General features: G+C 66.0%; 21 protein-coding genes and 1 tRNA gene. 4 read left to right on the top strand and 18 right to left on the bottom strand.

All coding sequences use genetic code 11. From position 1 onward, the window contains the following. The first annotated feature begins 38 nt into the window (after window positions 1–38). Window positions 39–1595: a S8 family peptidase gene (locus tag PHR85_RS12800; RefSeq protein ID WP_300054830.1), complete on the top strand. Its 1557-nt coding sequence runs from the start codon at window positions 39–41 to the stop codon at window positions 1593–1595. Window positions 1596–1680: 85 nt separating this feature from the next. Here PHR85_RS12800 and secA read toward each other — a convergent pair whose 3' ends face one another. Next, entirely contained in the window at window positions 1681–4434 is a 2754-nt protein-coding gene (gene secA, locus PHR85_RS12795; RefSeq protein WP_300054829.1) for a preprotein translocase subunit SecA, read from the bottom strand. Window positions 4435–4607: 173 nt separating this feature from the next. On the opposite strand from secA, the gene PHR85_RS12790 reads away from it, so the two are divergent. Next, window positions 4608–4910, top strand: a complete 303-nt coding sequence (locus PHR85_RS12790) for a hypothetical protein (RefSeq protein WP_300054827.1) — start codon at window positions 4608–4610, stop codon at window positions 4908–4910. Here PHR85_RS12790 and PHR85_RS12785 read toward each other — a convergent pair. From PHR85_RS12785 to petA, 7 genes are all read right to left on the bottom strand, one after another. Continuing rightward, the gene (locus PHR85_RS12785; RefSeq protein ID WP_300054825.1) at window positions 4891–5514 is read right to left on the bottom strand and encodes a hypothetical protein; all 624 of its coding nucleotides are present in this window, start codon (window positions 5512–5514) and stop codon (window positions 4891–4893) included. The genes PHR85_RS12790 and PHR85_RS12785 overlap by 20 nt on opposite strands. 129 nt (window positions 5515–5643) lie before the next feature. Then, window positions 5644–5719, bottom strand: a tRNA-Thr gene (locus tag PHR85_RS12780). A 12-nt stretch (window positions 5720–5731) separates the two neighbouring features. Then, on the bottom strand, window positions 5732–6145 hold the full coding sequence (locus PHR85_RS12775) for a ClpXP protease specificity-enhancing factor (RefSeq protein ID WP_300054823.1): 414 nt from the start codon (window positions 6143–6145) through the stop codon (window positions 5732–5734). 24 nt (window positions 6146–6169) lie between these two features. Then, on the bottom strand, window positions 6170–6781 hold the full coding sequence (locus PHR85_RS12770; RefSeq protein WP_300054822.1) for a glutathione S-transferase N-terminal domain-containing protein: 612 nt from the start codon (window positions 6779–6781) through the stop codon (window positions 6170–6172). Between the two features lie 97 nt (window positions 6782–6878). Continuing rightward, a complete protein-coding gene (locus tag PHR85_RS12765; protein WP_300054821.1) occupies window positions 6879–7628 on the bottom strand; it encodes a cytochrome c1 in 750 nt (249 codons plus the stop codon). A gap of 26 nt (window positions 7629–7654) precedes the next feature. Then, window positions 7655–9070 carry a cytochrome bc complex cytochrome b subunit gene (locus tag PHR85_RS12760; protein WP_300054819.1) on the bottom strand — a complete coding sequence of 472 codons (1416 nt, stop codon included), beginning with the start codon at window positions 9068–9070 and terminating at the stop codon, window positions 7655–7657. Window positions 9071–9093: 23 nt separating this feature from the next. Continuing rightward, on the bottom strand, window positions 9094–9690 hold the full coding sequence (gene petA / locus PHR85_RS12755) for a ubiquinol-cytochrome c reductase iron-sulfur subunit (protein ID WP_300054817.1): 597 nt from the start codon (window positions 9688–9690) through the stop codon (window positions 9094–9096). A gap of 152 nt (window positions 9691–9842) precedes the next feature. Here petA and mscL point away from each other — a divergent pair, with 152 nt between their 5' ends. Continuing rightward, window positions 9843–10277, top strand: coding sequence for a large conductance mechanosensitive channel protein MscL (gene mscL / locus PHR85_RS12750; RefSeq protein ID WP_300054815.1), 435 nt, complete (start codon window positions 9843–9845; stop codon window positions 10275–10277). On the opposite strand, the gene pdxA is transcribed toward mscL, so the two are convergent. The 3 genes from pdxA to PHR85_RS12735 all read right to left on the bottom strand — a co-directional run bounded on the left by pdxA (window position 10261) and on the right by PHR85_RS12735 (window position 12367). Continuing rightward, on the bottom strand, window positions 10261–11295 hold the full coding sequence (gene pdxA, locus PHR85_RS12745; protein WP_300054814.1) for a 4-hydroxythreonine-4-phosphate dehydrogenase PdxA: 1035 nt from the start codon (window positions 11293–11295) through the stop codon (window positions 10261–10263). The genes mscL and pdxA overlap by 17 nt on opposite strands. Then, window positions 11292–12122 carry a Nif3-like dinuclear metal center hexameric protein gene (locus tag PHR85_RS12740; protein ID WP_300054813.1) on the bottom strand — a complete coding sequence of 277 codons (831 nt, stop codon included), beginning with the start codon at window positions 12120–12122 and terminating at the stop codon, window positions 11292–11294. Before PHR85_RS12740 ends, pdxA begins: the two co-directional genes overlap by 4 nt. Window positions 12123–12196: 74 nt before the next feature. Then, a complete protein-coding gene (locus tag PHR85_RS12735; protein WP_300054811.1) occupies window positions 12197–12367 on the bottom strand; it encodes a DUF3149 domain-containing protein in 171 nt (56 codons plus the stop codon). Between the two features lie 94 nt (window positions 12368–12461). Between PHR85_RS12735 and PHR85_RS12730 the strand changes: the two genes are divergently transcribed. Further along, on the top strand, window positions 12462–13601 hold the full coding sequence (locus PHR85_RS12730; protein ID WP_300054809.1) for a trypsin-like peptidase domain-containing protein: 1140 nt from the start codon (window positions 12462–12464) through the stop codon (window positions 13599–13601). A gap of 2 nt (window positions 13602–13603) precedes the next feature. Here the strand turns inward: PHR85_RS12730 and tatC are convergent, their stop codons facing one another. From tatC to hisI, 7 genes are all read right to left on the bottom strand, one after another. Then, window positions 13604–14398, bottom strand: coding sequence for a twin-arginine translocase subunit TatC (tatC, locus tag PHR85_RS12725; protein ID WP_300054807.1), 795 nt, complete (start codon window positions 14396–14398; stop codon window positions 13604–13606). Window positions 14399–14409: 11 nt separating this feature from the next. Further along, window positions 14410–14871 (bottom strand): Sec-independent protein translocase protein TatB, encoded by a 462-nt coding sequence (gene tatB / locus PHR85_RS12720; protein WP_300054805.1) that lies wholly within the window; start codon window positions 14869–14871, stop codon window positions 14410–14412. Between the two features lie 21 nt (window positions 14872–14892). Next, window positions 14893–15129, bottom strand: coding sequence for a Sec-independent protein translocase subunit TatA (gene tatA / locus PHR85_RS12715; RefSeq protein ID WP_300054803.1), 237 nt, complete (start codon window positions 15127–15129; stop codon window positions 14893–14895). A gap of 124 nt (window positions 15130–15253) precedes the next feature. After that, window positions 15254–15613 (bottom strand): histidine triad nucleotide-binding protein, encoded by a 360-nt coding sequence (locus PHR85_RS12710; RefSeq protein WP_300054801.1) that lies wholly within the window; start codon window positions 15611–15613, stop codon window positions 15254–15256. Beyond that, complete coding sequence (locus tag PHR85_RS12705; protein WP_300054800.1) at window positions 15610–15999, bottom strand: hypothetical protein; 390 nt, start codon at window positions 15997–15999, stop codon at window positions 15610–15612. Before PHR85_RS12705 ends, PHR85_RS12710 begins: the two co-directional genes overlap by 4 nt. Window positions 16000–16025: 26 nt before the next feature. Then, a complete protein-coding gene (locus tag PHR85_RS12700) occupies window positions 16026–16445 on the bottom strand; it encodes a phosphoribosyl-ATP diphosphatase (protein ID WP_300054798.1) in 420 nt (139 codons plus the stop codon). Continuing rightward, a complete protein-coding gene (gene hisI / locus PHR85_RS12695; RefSeq protein WP_300054796.1) occupies window positions 16394–16798 on the bottom strand; it encodes a phosphoribosyl-AMP cyclohydrolase in 405 nt (134 codons plus the stop codon). Before hisI ends, PHR85_RS12700 begins: the two co-directional genes overlap by 52 nt. Window positions 16799–16806: the final 8 nt, after the last annotated feature.

Raw genomic sequence — 16806 nt, 5'->3', positions numbered from 1 at the left:
ATAATTCACCGTACGTTCACCAACAAAGCCCCCATCGCATGCACCCCGCTCTCAACGCCACCACGCTCGCCTTGGGCCTGACCTGCATCGGTCTGCTGCAGCCAGCGGCTGCGCTGGCGCAGCCTCCGGTCGAGTTGCCGGCCAAGGCCTTCGGCCAGTCGCGCCCGATTGTTGGTCGCTACATCGTGGTATTCCGGCAGACGGTCGCCGATGCGCCGGCGGAGGCCCTGGCGCTGGCCAAGCAGCACGGCGGCCAGGTCCAGCATGTCTACACCCACGCCATCAAGGGCTTTTCCGCCTCGCTGCCCGACGCGGCCGTGCAGGCGCTGAAGCAGAATCCCAAGGTGGATTACATCGAGCAGGATCGCACGGTCGCGCTGCGCGAAGCGGTCTTGCCCCAGGCCGAGAATCAGGCGACCTGGGGGCTGGACCGCATCGATCAAGTCACCCGGCCGCTGGAAGGCATCTACCACTACAACTACCGGGGGGCGGGGGTCAACGCCTTCATCATCGACACCGGCCTGCGGTCCGACCATGTAGAGTTCACGGGACGGGTCCGGCCGGGCTATAACGTCGCGCCCGACGGCACCGGTGCGATCAACGCCAGCAACACCAGCGATTGCAACGGCCACGGCACCCATGTCGCGGGCACCGTTGGCGGCACCGTCTACGGCGTGGCCAAGGGCGTGGCACTGATTCCGGTCCGGGTCCTCGATTGCGCCGGATCCGGCACCACCAGCGGCGTCATCGCCGGCATCAACTGGGTCGCGGCCAGTCCCCTGCGTCCTGCCGTGGCCAACCTGTCGCTGGGCATGAGCGCCATTTCGACCGCGGTCAATTCAGCCGTGGCGGGCGCGGTGGGCAAGGGCGTGACCATGGTCGTCGCGGCCGGCAACAGCAACGTCGATGCCTGCACCACCTCACCTGCCAGCGAACCGACCGCGCTCACCGTGGGCGCCACCGACAGCAATGACCAACGGGCGTCCTACTCGAACTGGGGCTCTTGCCTGGACCTGTTCGCCCCCGGCAGCAGCATCAGCTCCGCCTGGTACACCGCCTCGAATGCGGCCGCGATCCTGAGCGGAACCTCGATGGCGGCGCCTCATGTCACCGGCGTCGCGGCGCTGGCGCTCGCGGCCAATCCGAATGCCCGCCCGACGGACGTGTCGGCCTTCCTGCTCGCGAATGCATCGGCCAACCAGCTCGGCGCCATCGGGGCAGGCTCGCCGAACCGGCTGCTCTATTCCCTGGCGACGGGCGCGCCGACCAGCGTGGCCAAGCAGGTGGTGGCGGTCAAGTCGATCACCGCGTCGTCGAGCAAGAGCAAGACCAGCTGGACGGCAGGCGCCATCGTGGCAGTTCGCGATGTGGCCACGGGCGCGGCCGTCGCCAACGTCACGGTCAACGGCAGCTTCAACCCCGGCGGCGCCAAGAGCTGCGTGACGGCCAGCACGGGCAGCTGCAAGCTGACCAGCGGCAGCCTGAATTCGACGGTGACGACATCGACCTTCGGCGTGACGAACCTGTCGGGCAGCAACCTGAGCTACGACGGCACGCAGAACTCGGCCACGCAGATCGTGCTCGGCAGGCCTTGACCGACTGAGCGAGCGAGCGGGCAGAAAACGCCAAGGCCGGAGCCTCGCGAGAGGTTTCCGGCCTTCTTCTTTTCCGAGCGGAAGATCAGCTCAGCTTGCCATGGCAGTGCTTGTAGCGCTGTCCGCTGCCGCACGGGCAGGGATCGTTGCGACCCACGCGCGGCAGCGGCTGGTCCGGCTGGCTCAGCAGGCCGGTATCGGGCCTGGTCTCGGCCTCGCCGCTCTCGTTGGGCGCGCTGTAGGTGACATGGCTCAGATGCTCGGCCTGGGTTTCGAGCTGCTCGGCCGCCTGGCTGACCTGCTCGGGCGACTGGATCTTGACATTCATCAGCAGGCGCGTGACCTCGTTGCGCACGCTGTCGAGCAGCAGGCCGAACAGCAGGAAGGCCTCGCGCTTGTACTCCTGCTTGGGCTGCTTCTGCGCATAACCGCGCAGGTGGATGCCCTGGCGCAGGTAGTCGAGCGCGCTCAGGTGATCGCGCCAGTTCGAGTCGATATGCTGCAGCAGCACGACGCGCTCGAAGTTGCCCATCTGCTCGCGGCCGACCAGCGCCACCTTGGCCTCGTAGGATGCGTTCGCGGCGGCCAGCACATGCTGCAGGATGTCGTCGTCGCTCAGGGTCTCGGCGCCCGCCGCCAGCGCGGCCAGGTCGAGCAGCAGGCCCCAGTCCTCGGCCAGCACCTGCTGCAGGCCGGCCAGGTCCCATTGCTCCTCGACGCTCTCGGCCGGCACGAAGGCGCGCACCACCTCGGTCATGCAGCCCTCGCGCAGCGACGCGATCTGCGCGCTCAGGTCCAGCGCGTCGATGATGTCGTTGCGCTGCTGGTAGATCACCTTGCGCTGGTCGTTGGACACATCGTCGTACTCCAGCAGCTGCTTGCGGACGTCGAAGTTGCGGCCCTCGACCTTGCGCTGCGCGCTTTCGATGCTGCGCGTCACGATGCCGGCCTCGATCGCCTCGCCTTCGGGCATCTTGAGCTTGTCCATGATCGCGCGCACGCGGTCACCCGCGAAGATGCGCATCAGCGAGTCATCCAGGCTCAGGTAGAAGCGGCTCGATCCCGGGTCACCCTGGCGGCCAGCGCGACCACGCAGCTGGTTGTCGATGCGACGGCTCTCGTGGCGCTCGGTCGCGATGATGCGCAGGCCGCCGAGCTGCTTGACCTGCTCATGGTCGGCCTTCCACTGCGCGCGCGCCGCCTCGGTCGCCCGGGCACGAGCGGCCTCGTCCAGGCTGGCATCGGCCTCGATCGCGGCCAGCTGCCGCTCCAGGTTGCCGCCCAGCACGATGTCGGTGCCACGGCCCGCCATGTTGGTCGCGATCGTGATCGCGCCGGGACGGCCCGCCTGCAGGATGATGTCGGCCTCGCGCGCATGCTGCTTGGCGTTGAGCACCTCGTGCGGCAGGCCTTCCTGCTGCAGCAGGGCCGCGATGATCTCGGAGTTCTCGATCGACGAGGTGCCGACCAGCACCGGCTGGCCGCGCTCGTGGCATTCGCGGATATCGACGATCGCGGCGCGGTACTTCTCGGGCGTGGTCTTGTAGACGCGGTCGAGCTGATCCTTGCGCTGGCTCGGGCGGTTCGGCGGGATCACCACGGTCTCAAGGCCGTAGATATCCTGGAACTCGTAGGCCTCGGTGTCGGCGGTGCCGGTCATGCCCGACAGCTTGCCGTAGAGGCGGAAATAGTTCTGGAAGGTGATCGATGCCAGCGTCTGGTTCTCGGGCTGGATCGGCACCCCCTCCTTGGCCTCGACCGCCTGGTGCAGACCATCGCTCCAGCGCCGACCCGACATCAGGCGGCCGGTGAACTCGTCGACGATCACGATCTCGCCATCCTGCACCACGTAATGCTGGTCGCGGTGATACAGATGCTGCGCCTTCAGCGCCGTCACCAGGTTGTGCATCAGCACGATGTTGGACGGGTCGTACAGCGAGGCGCCCTCGGCCAGCAGGCCAGCCTGCGCCAGGATGCGTTCGGCGTTCTCATGGCCCTGCTCGGTCAGGTGGATCTGGTGCGATTTCTCGTCCACCGTGAAGTCGCCCGGCTGGATCACGCCCTCGCCGGTGCGCGGGTCTTCCTCGCCTTCCTGGCGCACCAGTTGCGGCACCAGCTGGTGGATGGACAGATAGATCGCGGTGTGGTCCTCGGCCTGGCCGCTGATGATCAGCGGGGTGCGCGCCTCGTCGATCAGGATCGAATCCACCTCGTCGACGATGGCGTAGTTCAGCCGACGCTGGACCCGGTCGGCCGCCTCGTAGACCATGTTGTCGCGCAGGTAGTCGAAACCGTACTCGTTGTTGGTGCCGTAGGTGATGTCGGCCAGATAGGCGAGCTGCTTGTCCTCGCGCGGCATCTGCGGCAGGTTGACACCAACCGACAGGCCCAGCCAGTTATAGAGCTTGCCCATGGTCTGCGCATCGCGCCCGGCCAGGTAGTCATTGACCGTCACCACATGCACGCCCTGGCCGGACAGGGCGTTGAGGTAGACCGCCAGCGTCGCGGTCAGCGTCTTGCCCTCGCCTGTGCGCATCTCGGCCACCTTGCCGTGGTGCAGCGCGAGGCCGCCGACCAGCTGGACGTCGAAATGGCGCATCTTCATGACACGCTTGCTGGCCTCGCGCACGGTGGCAAAGGCCTCGGGCAGCAGCGCGTCGAGCTCCTCGCCCTGCGCCAGGCGCTGGCGGAACTCGCCCGTCTTGCCCTGCAGCTCGGCGTCGGTCAGCTTCTCGAACTGCGCCTCCAGGCCATTGATGCGCGCCACCGTCTTGCGGTAGGTTTTGAGCAGGCGGTCATTGCGGCTGCCGAAGATTTTGGTCAGGAACTGGATGGGCATACGAACATCGCTCCTCGCCCGTCAGGAGACTGCCGGCGAGGGCTGGTTGTGAATTCGGGTCCGCCTGGAAACGCACCAGGCTGCGGTCGGATTTATACCGTGTTGGTGTCATTTTAGCGGCCTGGCTTGTCTCGGTACGCGCCGCCGCCCAGGCTGTCGGATAATGGACGCACATGGTCACCCCTCCCCGTCTTTTCAGTCTGCAGCAGGCCTTTCGGGCCCACCCGGAACTGGCCAGGGTCGTCGATCGCATCCGCCAGTCCGAACAGATGCTGGCCTTGATCAGCCCGCTGCTGCAGCCCGGGCTGCGCGCCCAGATCCAGGCCGGCCCGGTCGACGAGGAGTCCTGGTGTCTGCTGGTCGGCAACCCGGCCGTGGGCACCAAGCTCAGGCAACTCACACCCGCCTTGCTGGCGGCACTGCGCAACGGCGGCTTTGCCGTGCCGCGGCTGCGCATCAAGATACGGGTGCGCTGAAGCCCTGCCCCGGTTCGCTCGGCCGGGACGACTCCGGAACCCGGTGCCGTCGCTGAATGATGCGCGTCGGCATGACGGCCAGCCGGTCCAGCAGCCGGATCCTGGCCGCCACCGGCCACCAGTCGTACAGGAAGATCTCCATCGGCCGCCACATCGCGACCCAGCCGCCGATCAGCAGGCTCTCGCGCACGATATTGCCCGGACTGCCCCGCGGCAACCAGTTCTGGCTGAGCTCGCCGAGCGCGATCGACACCGACAGGAAAGCCATCCCGATCAGCAGGCTGATGCGGCCACGGTGAAACAGATCACGCAACTGGGTCAGCGTCACCCGTGCGCTGGCCGCAAAATGGCTGCGGATCGCGCCCTCGACCTGCGCGAGCCGGATCTCCTGCTCCGGCGGGCAATCGAGATGAACGACCAGCGCCAGTGGCAGCTCGTGCGGCAGCTCGCGGGCGCAGGCGACGATGTATTCATCGGCCTGGGGATCGAGGTCGCGCGCGTGGAAGGGCGAGGGGTCGATCGAGTAGAACAGCTGCTCGATCTGCTCGACATGCACCTCGATCAAGGCTGGCGGCGTGACGGAACGGGCTCGATGCTGGACCATAGCGATAGCATAAATCGCCCATCACGCTGGATCGCTTTTTCTTTGCTCTTCAGTTTTTGTACTATCCGTGCATTCTCATGCGACCATGAAAAAGCCCGTCAGGTGGATCACCTGGACGGGCTTTCTGTATGGTGCCGGTTGTCGGACTCGAACTGACGACCTACCGCTTACAAGGCGGGTGCTCTACCAACTGAGCTAAACCGGCTACGGCGTTATTCTACTTCACCCGCTTGAGTGCCGGCCGACCGCTGCCCGGTGGTGGCGGCTCGTCCGGAGGCTGCTGCTCGGACTGGGCCTGCGCCGACTCGCGCTCGGGCGGCGGGAAGGCCATGCCCTGCCCGTTCTCTCGCGCATAGATCGCCAGCACATGGTCGACCGGAACACGGATCTCGCGCGCGACGCCGCCGAAGCGGGCCTTGAACTCGATGTAGTCGTTGCCCAGATGCAGATTGCCGGTCGCGTCGTAGCTGGTGTTGAGCACGATCTCGCCGTCCTTGACAAACTCGCGCGGCACCTGCACCGAGGCGTCGACCGCCACGGCGAGATAGGGCGTGAAACCGTTGTCGCAGCACCACTCGTGCAGGGCGCGGATCAGGTAAGGCCGGGTGGAAGGCAGGTCGTCGTGGTTCATGGCGTACAGGCAGAAATCAAGCGCTTACTTGCGCATCACCTTCTCGGACGGGGTCAGCGCCTCGATGAAGGCCGGGCGCGAGAAGATGCGCTCGGCGTATTTCAGCAGCGGCGCGGCGTTCTTGCTGAGCTCGATGCCGTAGTGGTCCAGACGCCACAGCAGCGGCGCGATCGCGACGTCGAGCATCGAGAAGTTGTCACCCAGCATGTACTTGTTCTTCAGGAACACCGGGGCGAGCTGGGTCAGGCGGTCGCGGATATGCGCCTTGGACTTCTCGACCGCCTTCTCGTTGCCCTTGACGCCACGCTGCTCCAGCACCGACACATGAGCGAACAGCTCCTTCTCGAAGTTGAGCAGGAACAGGCGCACGCGCGCGCGGTCGACCGGGTCGCCGGGCATCAGCTGCGGGTGCGGGAAACGCTCGTCGATGTACTCGTTGATGATGTTCGACTCGTACAGGATCAGGTCGCGCTCGACCAGGATGGGCACCTGACCGTAGGGGTTCATGACCGCGATGTCTTCGGGCTTGTTGTAGAGGTCGACGTCGCGGATCTCGAAGTCCATGCCTTTCTCGAACAGCACGAAACGGCAGCGATGCGAGTAAGGGCAGGTGGTGCCCGAGTACAAAACCATCATGGCGAAAACTCCTCAATCAGAAAGCAAAAAACAGTGGCGGGCCTGAAGCGGCCAGCCACTGCGGTCTATCCGGCCCAATCCATGGGCCAGATGGTGGTTACTTGACGTCTTTCCAGAACGCTTTGTTCAGGCGCCATGCCACGAAAGTGAAGAAACCCAGGAACAACAGGACCCAGACGCCGAGCTGGGTGCGCTTGTGCTGCACCGGCTCCGCCATCCACTGCAGGTAAGCCACCAGATCACCGATGGCCTTGTCGTATTCCTCGTTGCTCAGCTTGCCGGGCTTGACCTGCTCCCAGCCCGTGAGCTTGTGGTGCTCGTCGAGGACCGGCTTGCGCTCGCCCTGCAAATCGTACAGCGCATGCGGCATGCCCACGTTCGGGAAGACCATGTTGTTCCAGCCGGTCGGACGGGTGTCGTCGCGGTAGAAGGTGCGCATGTAGGTGTAGAGGTAGTCAGGACCCGTTCCGGCAGCGCTGGCGCGCGAGCGCGCGATCAAGGTCAGGTCGGGCGGGTTGGCGCCGAACCATTCCTTGGCCTGGCGCGGGTTGATCGTCGACTTCATGACCTCGCCGACCTTGTCGGTCGTGAACAGCAGGTTGTCCTTGATCTGCTGCTCGCTCAGGCCGATGTCCTTGAGGCGGTTGAAGCGCATGAAGGCTGCCGAGTGGCAGTTCAGGCAGTAGTTGACGAAGAGCTTGGCACCATTCTGCAGCGCAGCCTGGTATTCCTTCTCGCTCTTCTTGCTCAGGTCGGGCGCCTTGTCCAGCGGGAAGCCGGCGCCAGCGGCCAGCGCACCACCGGCCAGACCCAGGGCCATCACGCAGCCCACAATCCACTTTTTCATCTTGTAACTCCTGTAGGCGGTTGGGCTCAGTGCGGCTTGAAGGTCACGCGGCTCGGGACCGGCTTGGGCGTACCCAGGCGGCTCCACCACGGCATCAGCAGGAAGAAGCCGAAGTACAGCAGGGTGCCGACCTGCGAGACGCGCTCGCCGACCGGGGACGGCGGCTGCACGCCCAGATAGCCCAGGATCAGGAAGTTGATCACGAACACGGCGTAGACCAGCTTGTGCCAGCTCGGACGATAGCGGATCGAGTTGACCGGGCTGTAATCCAGCCAGGGCAGGAAGAACATGATCACGACCGCACCACCCATGGCCACGACGCCCCAGAACTTGGCATCGATCGACAGCAGCAGGGCGATCACGACGGCGGTGGCAGCCAGGATGGCCACCTTGCCGGCGCCACCGACCTTGGCCTTGGCCAGGCCCAGCAGGGCACCGATGACGGCCACGGCGATCAGCACGTAGATCATCTGACTGGTGATGGCACGCAGCATCGAGTAGAACGGCGTGAAGTACCAGACCGGCGCGATGTGCAGCGGGGTCGTGAACGGGTCGGCCGGGATGAAGTTGTTGTACTCGAGGAAGTAGCCACCGAACTCGGGCGCGAAGAAGATGATCGCCGAGAAGGCCATCAGGAACACGCCGACGCCCAGCAGGTCATGGACCGAGTAGTAGGGGTGGAAGGGAATGCCGTCGAGCGGATGGCCCTGGGCGTCCTTGGGCGCTTTCGGACCCTTGATCTCGATGCCGTCGGGGTTGTTCGAGCCGACATCGTGCAGCGCCAGGATATGCGCGACCACCAGACCCAGCAGGATCAGCGGCACTGCGATCACGTGGAAGCTGAAGAAGCGGTTCAGCGTCGCATCACCGACCACGAAGTCGCCGCGGATCAGCAGCGCCAGGTCCGGACCGATGAAGGGCACGGCGGCGAACAGGTTCACGATCACCTGGGCACCCCAGAACGACATCTGGCCCCAGGGCAGCAGGTAGCCCATGAAGGCTTCCGCCATCAGCGCCAGGAAGATGGCGCAGCCGAAGACCCAGACCAGTTCGCGCGGCTTGCGGTAGGAGCCGTAGATCAGGCCGCGGTACATGTGCAGATACACCACCACGAAGAAGGCGGAAGCGCCGGTCGAGTGCATGTAGCGGATCAGCCAGCCCCAGGGCACATCGCGCATGATGTACTCGACGGAGGCGAAGGCCAGGTTGGCGTCCGGCTTGTAGTTCATGACCAGGAAGATGCCGGTCACGATCTGGATCACCAGCACCAGCAGTGCCAGCGAGCCGAAGAAATACCAGAAATTGAAGTTCTTGGGCGCGTAGTACTCGGACAGATGCTGCTTGTAGCCAGCAAATGCCGAGGGAAAGCGGTTCTCGAACCAGTTGACGACCTTCTCGCCCGTGGGGGCGTTGGCCGGAAGTTCCTTGAATTCAGCTGCCATGATGTTCCTCTGTTTGATTCGACTCAGGCCTTCTTGTCTTCACCGATCAGGAGCACGGTGTCGGACAGGTACATGTGCGGCGGCACTTCGAGGTTGTCCGGAGCCGGCTTGTTCTTGAAGACGCGGCCGGCCAGGTCGAAGGTCGAACCGTGGCAGGGGCACAGGTAGCCGCCCTGCCAGTTGTCGGGCAGCGAGGGCTGGGCGCCGGTCTGGAACTTGTCCGACGGCGAGCAACCCAGGTGGGTGCAGATGCCGATGCCGACGAAGACCTCGGGCTTGATCGAGCGGTGACGGTTCCTGGCGTACTCGGGCGTCGGGTAAGCGGTGCGCTTGGACTCGGGGTCAACCACCTCGCTATCGAGTTTTTCCAGCGAGGCAAGCTGCTCGGGCGTGCGCTTCATGATCCACACGGGCTTGCCGCGCCATTCGACCATGAGCTTCTGCCCCGGCTGAATCGCCGAGATGTCGACCTGGACGGCTGCACCGGCGGCCTTGGCGCGTTCGGAGGGCTGAAAACTGCTCACAAAGGGGACGGCGACGGCTGCGGCTCCCACTGCGCCCACGGCGCCCGAGGTAATGAGCCAGGTGCGGCGGCCGTTGTCGACGGATGCTTCGCTCATGGGGATCTTTCAATGACGGGGAAGGACAAGGGAGATGGCCGGAACGCCAGCTCTGGTCAACATGGCATTGTACCGGAGCGCACTCCCCGGTCGACGCAAAACCTTATACCATGGGCCTGTGCACCCTCAATTGACAGAAAAGGAGGCCAATCATGGGCATGATGAAGGAATTCCGCGAGTTCGCCGTCAAGGGCAATGTGATCGACCTGGCGGTCGGCGTGATCATCGGCGGCGCCTTCGGCAAGATCGTCGGCTCGGTGGTCGAGGACCTGATCATGCCGCTGGTCGGCCGGCTGGTCGGCAAACTGGACTTCTCCAACCTGTTCATCGTGCTCGGGGACCCGCCACCCGGGACTTTGCTGACCTTGGCCGAGCTCAAGAAGGCTGGCGTGCCGGTGTTCGCCTACGGCAACTTCCTCACGGTGGCGCTCAACTTCGTGATCCTGGCCTTCGCCATCTTCCTGATGATCAAGCAGATCAACCGCCTCAAGCGTGCCGAGCCGGCACCGGCGCCCGCCGCGCCGCCCACGCCGGAGGACGTGCTGCTGCTGCGCGAGATCCGCGACAGCCTCAAGCAGAAGGGCTGAGACCCATCGCGGCCCGTACCGCGGCGATCAGGCTGGACGGGTCGGCCCGGCCGCTGCCGGCCAGATCGAAGGCGGTGCCGTGGTCGGGGCTGGTGCGCACGAAAGGCAGGCCCAGCGTGCTGTTGACGCCATGCTCCAGGCCCAGGTACTTGACCGGGATCAAACCCTGATCGTGGTACATCGCGATCACGACATCGAAATCGCCGCGCCGCGCGCGCATGAAGACGGTGTCGGGCGCATGCGGGCCGCTGACATCCAGTCCTTCGGCCCGGGCTTGCTCAACGGCGGGGGCGATCTGCTCGATCTCCTCGCGCCCGAACAGCCCGCCCTCGCCCGCGTGCGGATTCAGGCCCGCGACCGCGATGCGCGGCGCGCGCCCGAGCTGGCGCTTCAGATGGGTGGCCGTGATGCGCAGCGTCCGCAGCACATTGGCCGTCGTGACGGCATCGAGCGCGTCGCGCAACGAGACATGGATGCTGACCAGCACGGTGCGCAACTCATCGTTCGACAGCATCATGCGCACCGGCAGCTGGGCGATGCCGCAGCCGAGATGCGCTGCCGCGAGTGCCTGCAGGAATTCGGTGTGACCGGGATGATCCACGCCGGCCGCCGCCAGCGCTTCCTTGTGGATCGGCGCGGTGACGACGGCAGCCAGCTCGCCGCGCAGCGCGGCGCGCGCGGCCCAGGCAATGCTGTCGGCGGCGGCGCGACCGGCCCGGGCATCCACCCGGCCCCATTCGGCCAGCGACTCCAGCCGGACCGCGGGCAGCACCGGCAGGCAGCGTGGCGGCAGGCCGTGCACGTCGGTCGGCGACTCGATCACCGCGACCGGCAGCAACCCGCCGGTGACTTCGGCCGCGCGGCGCAAGGTGGCGAGGTCGCCGACCACGAAGCAGCGCCGCGACCAGTCGGGCCGCAGGCGAAAGGCCTGCGCGACGATTTCGGGGCCGATGCCGGCCGGGTCGCCCATGGTGATGGCGATCGGTGCGGTGAGGGTGTTGGCGGTCTGCTGCGTCATGCGGGGTTGTCGATCTCGATGAATTCGTGCTGCAGCCCGAGCTGCAGGGCCAGCCGCGCGCCCAGCGCGGGCGCGCCGTAGCGCTCGGTGGCATGGTGGCCGCAAGCCAGGAAGGCGACGCCGCATTCGCGCGCCAGATGCGCCTGCGGCTCCGAGATCTCGCCGGTCAGGAAGGCGTCGGCGCCGGCGGCGATCGCGGCCTCGAAATAGCCCTGCGCGCCGCCACTGCACCAGGCCACGCGCCGGATGATCCGGGTGCCAGGGTCGACCAGGGTCGGCGGGCGCCCCAGCACAAGCTCGACGCGGGCGGCGAGCTCGGACCCGCCGCAGGGGGCGACCTCACCCAGGAAGCCCAGCTGCTGCTCGCCGAAACGCCCCCAGCCAGCGTCGGCCAGCGGCGCGAACCCGAGCTGGAGCCCGAGCTGCGCGTTGTTGCCGAGTTCGGGATGCGCGTCCAGCGGCAGGTGGTAGGCGATCAGGCTGATGTCGTGGCGCAGCAGCAGCGCGAGGCGCTGCTTCATCCAGCCAGTCACCCGGCCATCCTGGCCGCGCCAGAACAGGCCGTGATGCACCAGGATGGCATCGGCTTCGGCGGCGATCGCCGCCTCGATCAACGCGCGGCTGGCGGTCACGCCGCTGACGAGCTTGCGCACGTGGGCGCGGCCCTCGACCTGCAGGCCGTTGGGGCCGTAGTCCTTGAACAGGGCCGGCTGCAACAGGCGGTCGCAGGTGGCGACCAGCTCGGTCAGGCGGCAGCCGCCGACGGATGCCGACGGGGCGGCAGGCTCAAGGGGTGAGGGAACGACGGGCTCGGAGGATGCGGTCATTTTCAGGCTGTGGCTGGACTCGAACCCCATTGTGACAGCCTGGCGGGCGGCGCGCCCTCAAGGGGCGCGGGCGCTCAGCGGTTGGCGCGCTGACCCACCTGCAGCCGCTGTTGCTCCTGCAACGACTCGTTCATCTTGCGCTTGAAAAAACGTGAAAACCAGACCGACATGAAGATCACGAACAGGATCACTCCTATGCTCATCAGACCATAGTCGGTCGAAAAAAGGTCCACAATTGCTTTCATGTTGGCTCCGTCAATAACCTTGGATTCAAAGGGTCATTTCAGCCCAAGCCGGGTTGATCCTCGTTGATCCATATCAAAACAATCTTGATTTGACATGAAACGCTACTGGCTGCTCTTCTCGCAATCGGTCACGCTGCTGCTGGCCGCCTGGTTCGTGGTCGGCACGCTCAGGCCGCAGTGGCTGGAGCGCAGCGCCAGCCCCGCCGTGGTCCCGGTGCTGCAATCCGCCGCGCCCGCGACAACGACCGCCGCCAGCAGCTACCGCAGCGCGGCGCAGGCGGCCACGCCGGCCGTGGTCAGCATCAGCACCAGCAAGGCGCCGGCGCGCAACCCTTATGCGAACGACCCCTGGTTCCGCTTCTTCTACGGCGAGCAGGCCGAGTCGCAACCGCAGACGGGCCTGGGCTCGGGCGTGATCGTGAGCCCGAGCGGCTATCTGCTGACCAACCACCATGTGATCGAGGACGCCGACGAGATCGAGGTCCAGCTCAGCGACGGGCGCAAGGCGGCCGCGCGCGTGATCGGCACCGACCCCGAGACCGATCTGGCGGTGCTCAAGATCGACCTGGACCAGCTGCCGGTCATCACGCTGGGCGACTCGGGCCAGCTCGCGGTCGGCGACGTGGTGCTCGCGATCGGCAACCCCTTCGGCGTCGGCCAGACCGTGACCAGCGGCATCGTCAGCGCGCTCGGGCGCAACCAGCTCGGCATCAACACCTTCGAGAACTTCATCCAGACCGATGCGGCGATCAACCCGGGCAACTCGGGCGGCGCGCTGGTCGATGCGCAGGGCCGGCTGATGGGCATCAACACCGCGATCTATTCGCGCTCGGGCGGGTCGATGGGGATCGGCTTCGCGATCCCGACCTCGATTGCGCGCAGCGTGATGGAGGCCATCCTGCGCGACGGCAAGGTCACGCGCGGCTGGATCGGCGTCGAACCGCAAGAGCTCACCCCCGAGCTGGCGGCCTACTTCGACACCGAACTGCGCGAGGGCGTGATGATCACCGGCGTGCTGCAGAACGGCCCGGCGGCGCAAGCCGGACTGCGCCCGGGCGACGTGATCGTTGACATCGCGGGCCAGCCGGTCAGGAACGTGGCCGGACTGCTGGCCGCGGTGGCGGCCTTGCCGCCAGGCCAGCCGGCCCGGCTGGAAGTGGTGCGGCGCAACGCGCGCCAGCAGCTGCAGGTGGTGCCGGCACAGCGCAGGGCCGCCGTGCCCGCGCAGCGCTGACCTCAGTCGGCCTTGGTCTGCTCGGACTCGGAATCGGGCGCGCGGCTGATGCGCGAGAACCAGCGCGAGCCCAGGATGCCGATCTCGTACAGCAGGCACATCGGCACCGCGAGCGCGAGCTGCGAGATCACGTCGGGCGGCGTCAGGATGGCCGCGACGACGAAGGCGCCGACGACGAAATAGCCACGGTAGGCCTTGAGCTGGTCCACCGTGACGAGCTCGAAGCGCACCAGCAGCATCACGACGATGGGCACCTGGAACGCCAGGCCGAAGGCCAGGTAGAGCGACAGGATGGACTCGACATAGGAGGCGATGTCGGGCGTCGCGTTGACGCTCTCGGGCGTGAAGCCCTGGATGAAGCCGAACATCTTGTCGAGCACGAACAACTGCACGAAGGCGATGCCAACATAGGCCAGCAGACTGCCGAAGATGATCAGCGGCAGCGCGAACTTCTTTTCATGGCTGTAGAGGCCGGGGGCGATGAAGGCCCAGATCTGATAGAGGACCCAGGGCAGTGCCAGCAGCAGGCCGGCCATCATCAGCACCTTGAGCGGAATGAAGAAGGGCGTGAAGACGCCGACCGCGATCAGCTTGACATCGGGCGGCATATGGGCCCGGATCGGCACCGCGATCAGGTCGATCAGCCCCGAGGGACCGGGCCAGAGCGCGAGCAGCGCCATCGCGGCCGCTATGCCGTAGACGCAATAGAGCAGCCGGTCGCGCAGCTCCATCAGGTGCTGGACAAAGGGCTGTTCGCTGCCGGCGAGTTCGTCGGCCTGTTCTTGCTTGTCTGACATGGCTCAGGGGGTCACTGGAAGCGGGACTTGGGGCGAAAGCGCGCCACCCGCGCCGCGCCGGACTGCGCCTTGCTGCGCACGCCCTGGCGGGCCTTGTACCACTGCGGCACGGCCTTCTGCTTGAGCCTGAAGTTCTTCTTCGGGTGACGATAGGCCGGGTAGACGGGGTCGAAGGACGGGAGATCGTCCGGCGCGGGGGCCGCGCCGCTCAGGTTGCGCTCGAACTCGCTGCCGACATCGCGCAGCGAGGACTCGACCTCGTGCGCGGCGCTGGTGACGCTGTCCTTCATCTTCTTGAGCTCGTCGAGCTCCATCGAGCGGTTGACCTCGGCCTTGACGTCGGCGACATAGCGCTGCGCCTTGCCGAGCAAGGTGCCGACCATGCGCGCGACGCGCGGCAGCTTCTCGGGGCCGATGACGATCAACGCCACCGCGCCGATCAGCGCGAGTTTGGATATGCCGAGATCGATCATGTGGGCTTCAGCGACTCAGGCTCAACCCTTGGTCTTGGCCTCGACGTCGATGGTGGTCTTTTCGGTGGCAGGCTGGCTCTGCGTGACCTGGGAAGCCGGCTTGTCGTCAGCGGTGGCGCCGCCGTCCTTCATGCCGTCCTTGAAGCCCTTGACCGCGCCGCCGAGGTCGGAACCGATGTTCTTGAGCTTCTTGGTGCCGAAGACCATGACGACGATCAGCAGCACGATCAGCCAGTGCCAGATGGAAAAACTACCCATGGTGTGAACTCCAGAGCGGGGACAGCGTCCCCATCAATCGGTTTGGATTACGCCGCGCGCGATAGGTTCACACACGGCAATTCTTCATTATCCCCATATGGGGTGACCTTCCACTGAAATCAAGTCAGCCGCGCGCCCAGGGACGCGGGCCGCCGATCACGTGCAGGTGCAGGTGATGCACCTCCTGGCCGCCCTCGTCGCCGGTGTTGGCGATGATGCGGAAGCCGCCGGCCGGGTAAGGGTTGCAGCCCTGCTCCAGCGCGAGCTGGGGCGCCAGCGTCATCATGCGGCCCAGCAGGCGCTCGTGTTCGGCCGCGACCTGCGCCATCGAGGGGATGTGCAGCTTGGGGATCACGAGGAAATGCACCGGTGCCCAGGGACTGATGTCGTGGAAGGCGTAGATATCATCGTCCTCGTAGACCTTGCGGCTCGGGATCTGGCCGGCAACGATCTTGCAGAAGATGCAGTCGGGGGAAGCGTTCATTCAGGAAACTCCATGGGTTGACCCGCGTTCAGGCGGAACATGCCCTTGATGATGCGATACAGGAACCAGGCCGAGATGGCGGTCCAGGCCAGCCAGCCGGGGAAGATGAAGATGAACCAGAGCGGCAATGTCAGCAGATAGGCCAGCATGGCCCAGAGCACGGTTTGGATGCGCCAACGGAAATGGCTTTCGTGCCAGGTGCCGCGCGCGTCGTCGCGCTTGACGAAGTCGAGCACCAGCGCGACGAACAGCAGCGTCGGTCCCCACTGGCCGCCCGGTATCAGGGCGCCGACGGCGACGATCAGGTGCAGCAGGTAGCTGATCAGCCCCACGTTGCCGAGGCTGCGCAGGCGTTCGTTGCGGTCGTTGCGGTCGTCGTCGGTCATGCGATGCTCCCTGGGCTGGGCTTGGCTTACTCGCCCTGCTCGCGTGCCTTGGCCTTGCGCAGCGCTTTCTCTTCCAGGCCGCCGAGGCCCTCGCGGCGTGCCAGTTCGGCCACCACGTCGGCCGGGTTCAGGCCGAAATGCGCCAGCGCGATCATGCTGTGGAACCAGAGGTCGGCCACCTCGCCGACCAGGGCCTTGGCCTCGCCGGCACCATATTGCAGGTCCTTGGCGGCCATGACGGCCTCGCCGGCTTCCTCGGCCACCTTCTTGAGGAAGGCGTCGGGGCCCTTGTGCAGCAGGCGCGCGACATAGCTTTTCTCGGGGTCGCCGCCGTTGGCGGGCTTGCGCGATTCGATCACCGCCGCGAGGCGGTCCAGGATGTCGGTGGAGTTCGTCATTGGTAGATGCTTTCGGGGTCTTTGAGCACCGGGTCGACGCAATGCCATTCGCCGCTGCCTTCCTGGCCGGGCTGGTAGCGCTGGTAGAAGCAGCTGTGGCGGCCGGTGTGGCAGGCGATGCCGGGCTCATGGCCTTGCTGCGTGACCTTCAGCAGCACCACGTCGTTGTCGCAGTCGAGCCGGATGTCGTGCACGGTCTGCACATGGCCGGATTCCTCGCCCTTGAACCAGAGCTTGTTGCGCGAGCGGCTGAAGTAGACCGCGCGGCCCAGCTCGGCGGTCTTTTGCAGCGCCTCGCGGTTCATCCAGGCGAACATCAGCACGTCGCCGCTGGCGTGTTCCTGCGCGATCACGGGCACCAGGCCCTTGTCGTCCCACTTGATCTGGTCGAGCCAATTCATGCTGCCGT

This window comes from Malikia sp., from assembly GCF_028687635.1.
In the GTDB taxonomy this organism is placed as follows: Bacteria; Pseudomonadota; Gammaproteobacteria; order Burkholderiales; family Burkholderiaceae_C; genus Malikia.
This window is presented reverse-complemented; position numbering and strand designations above follow the sequence as displayed.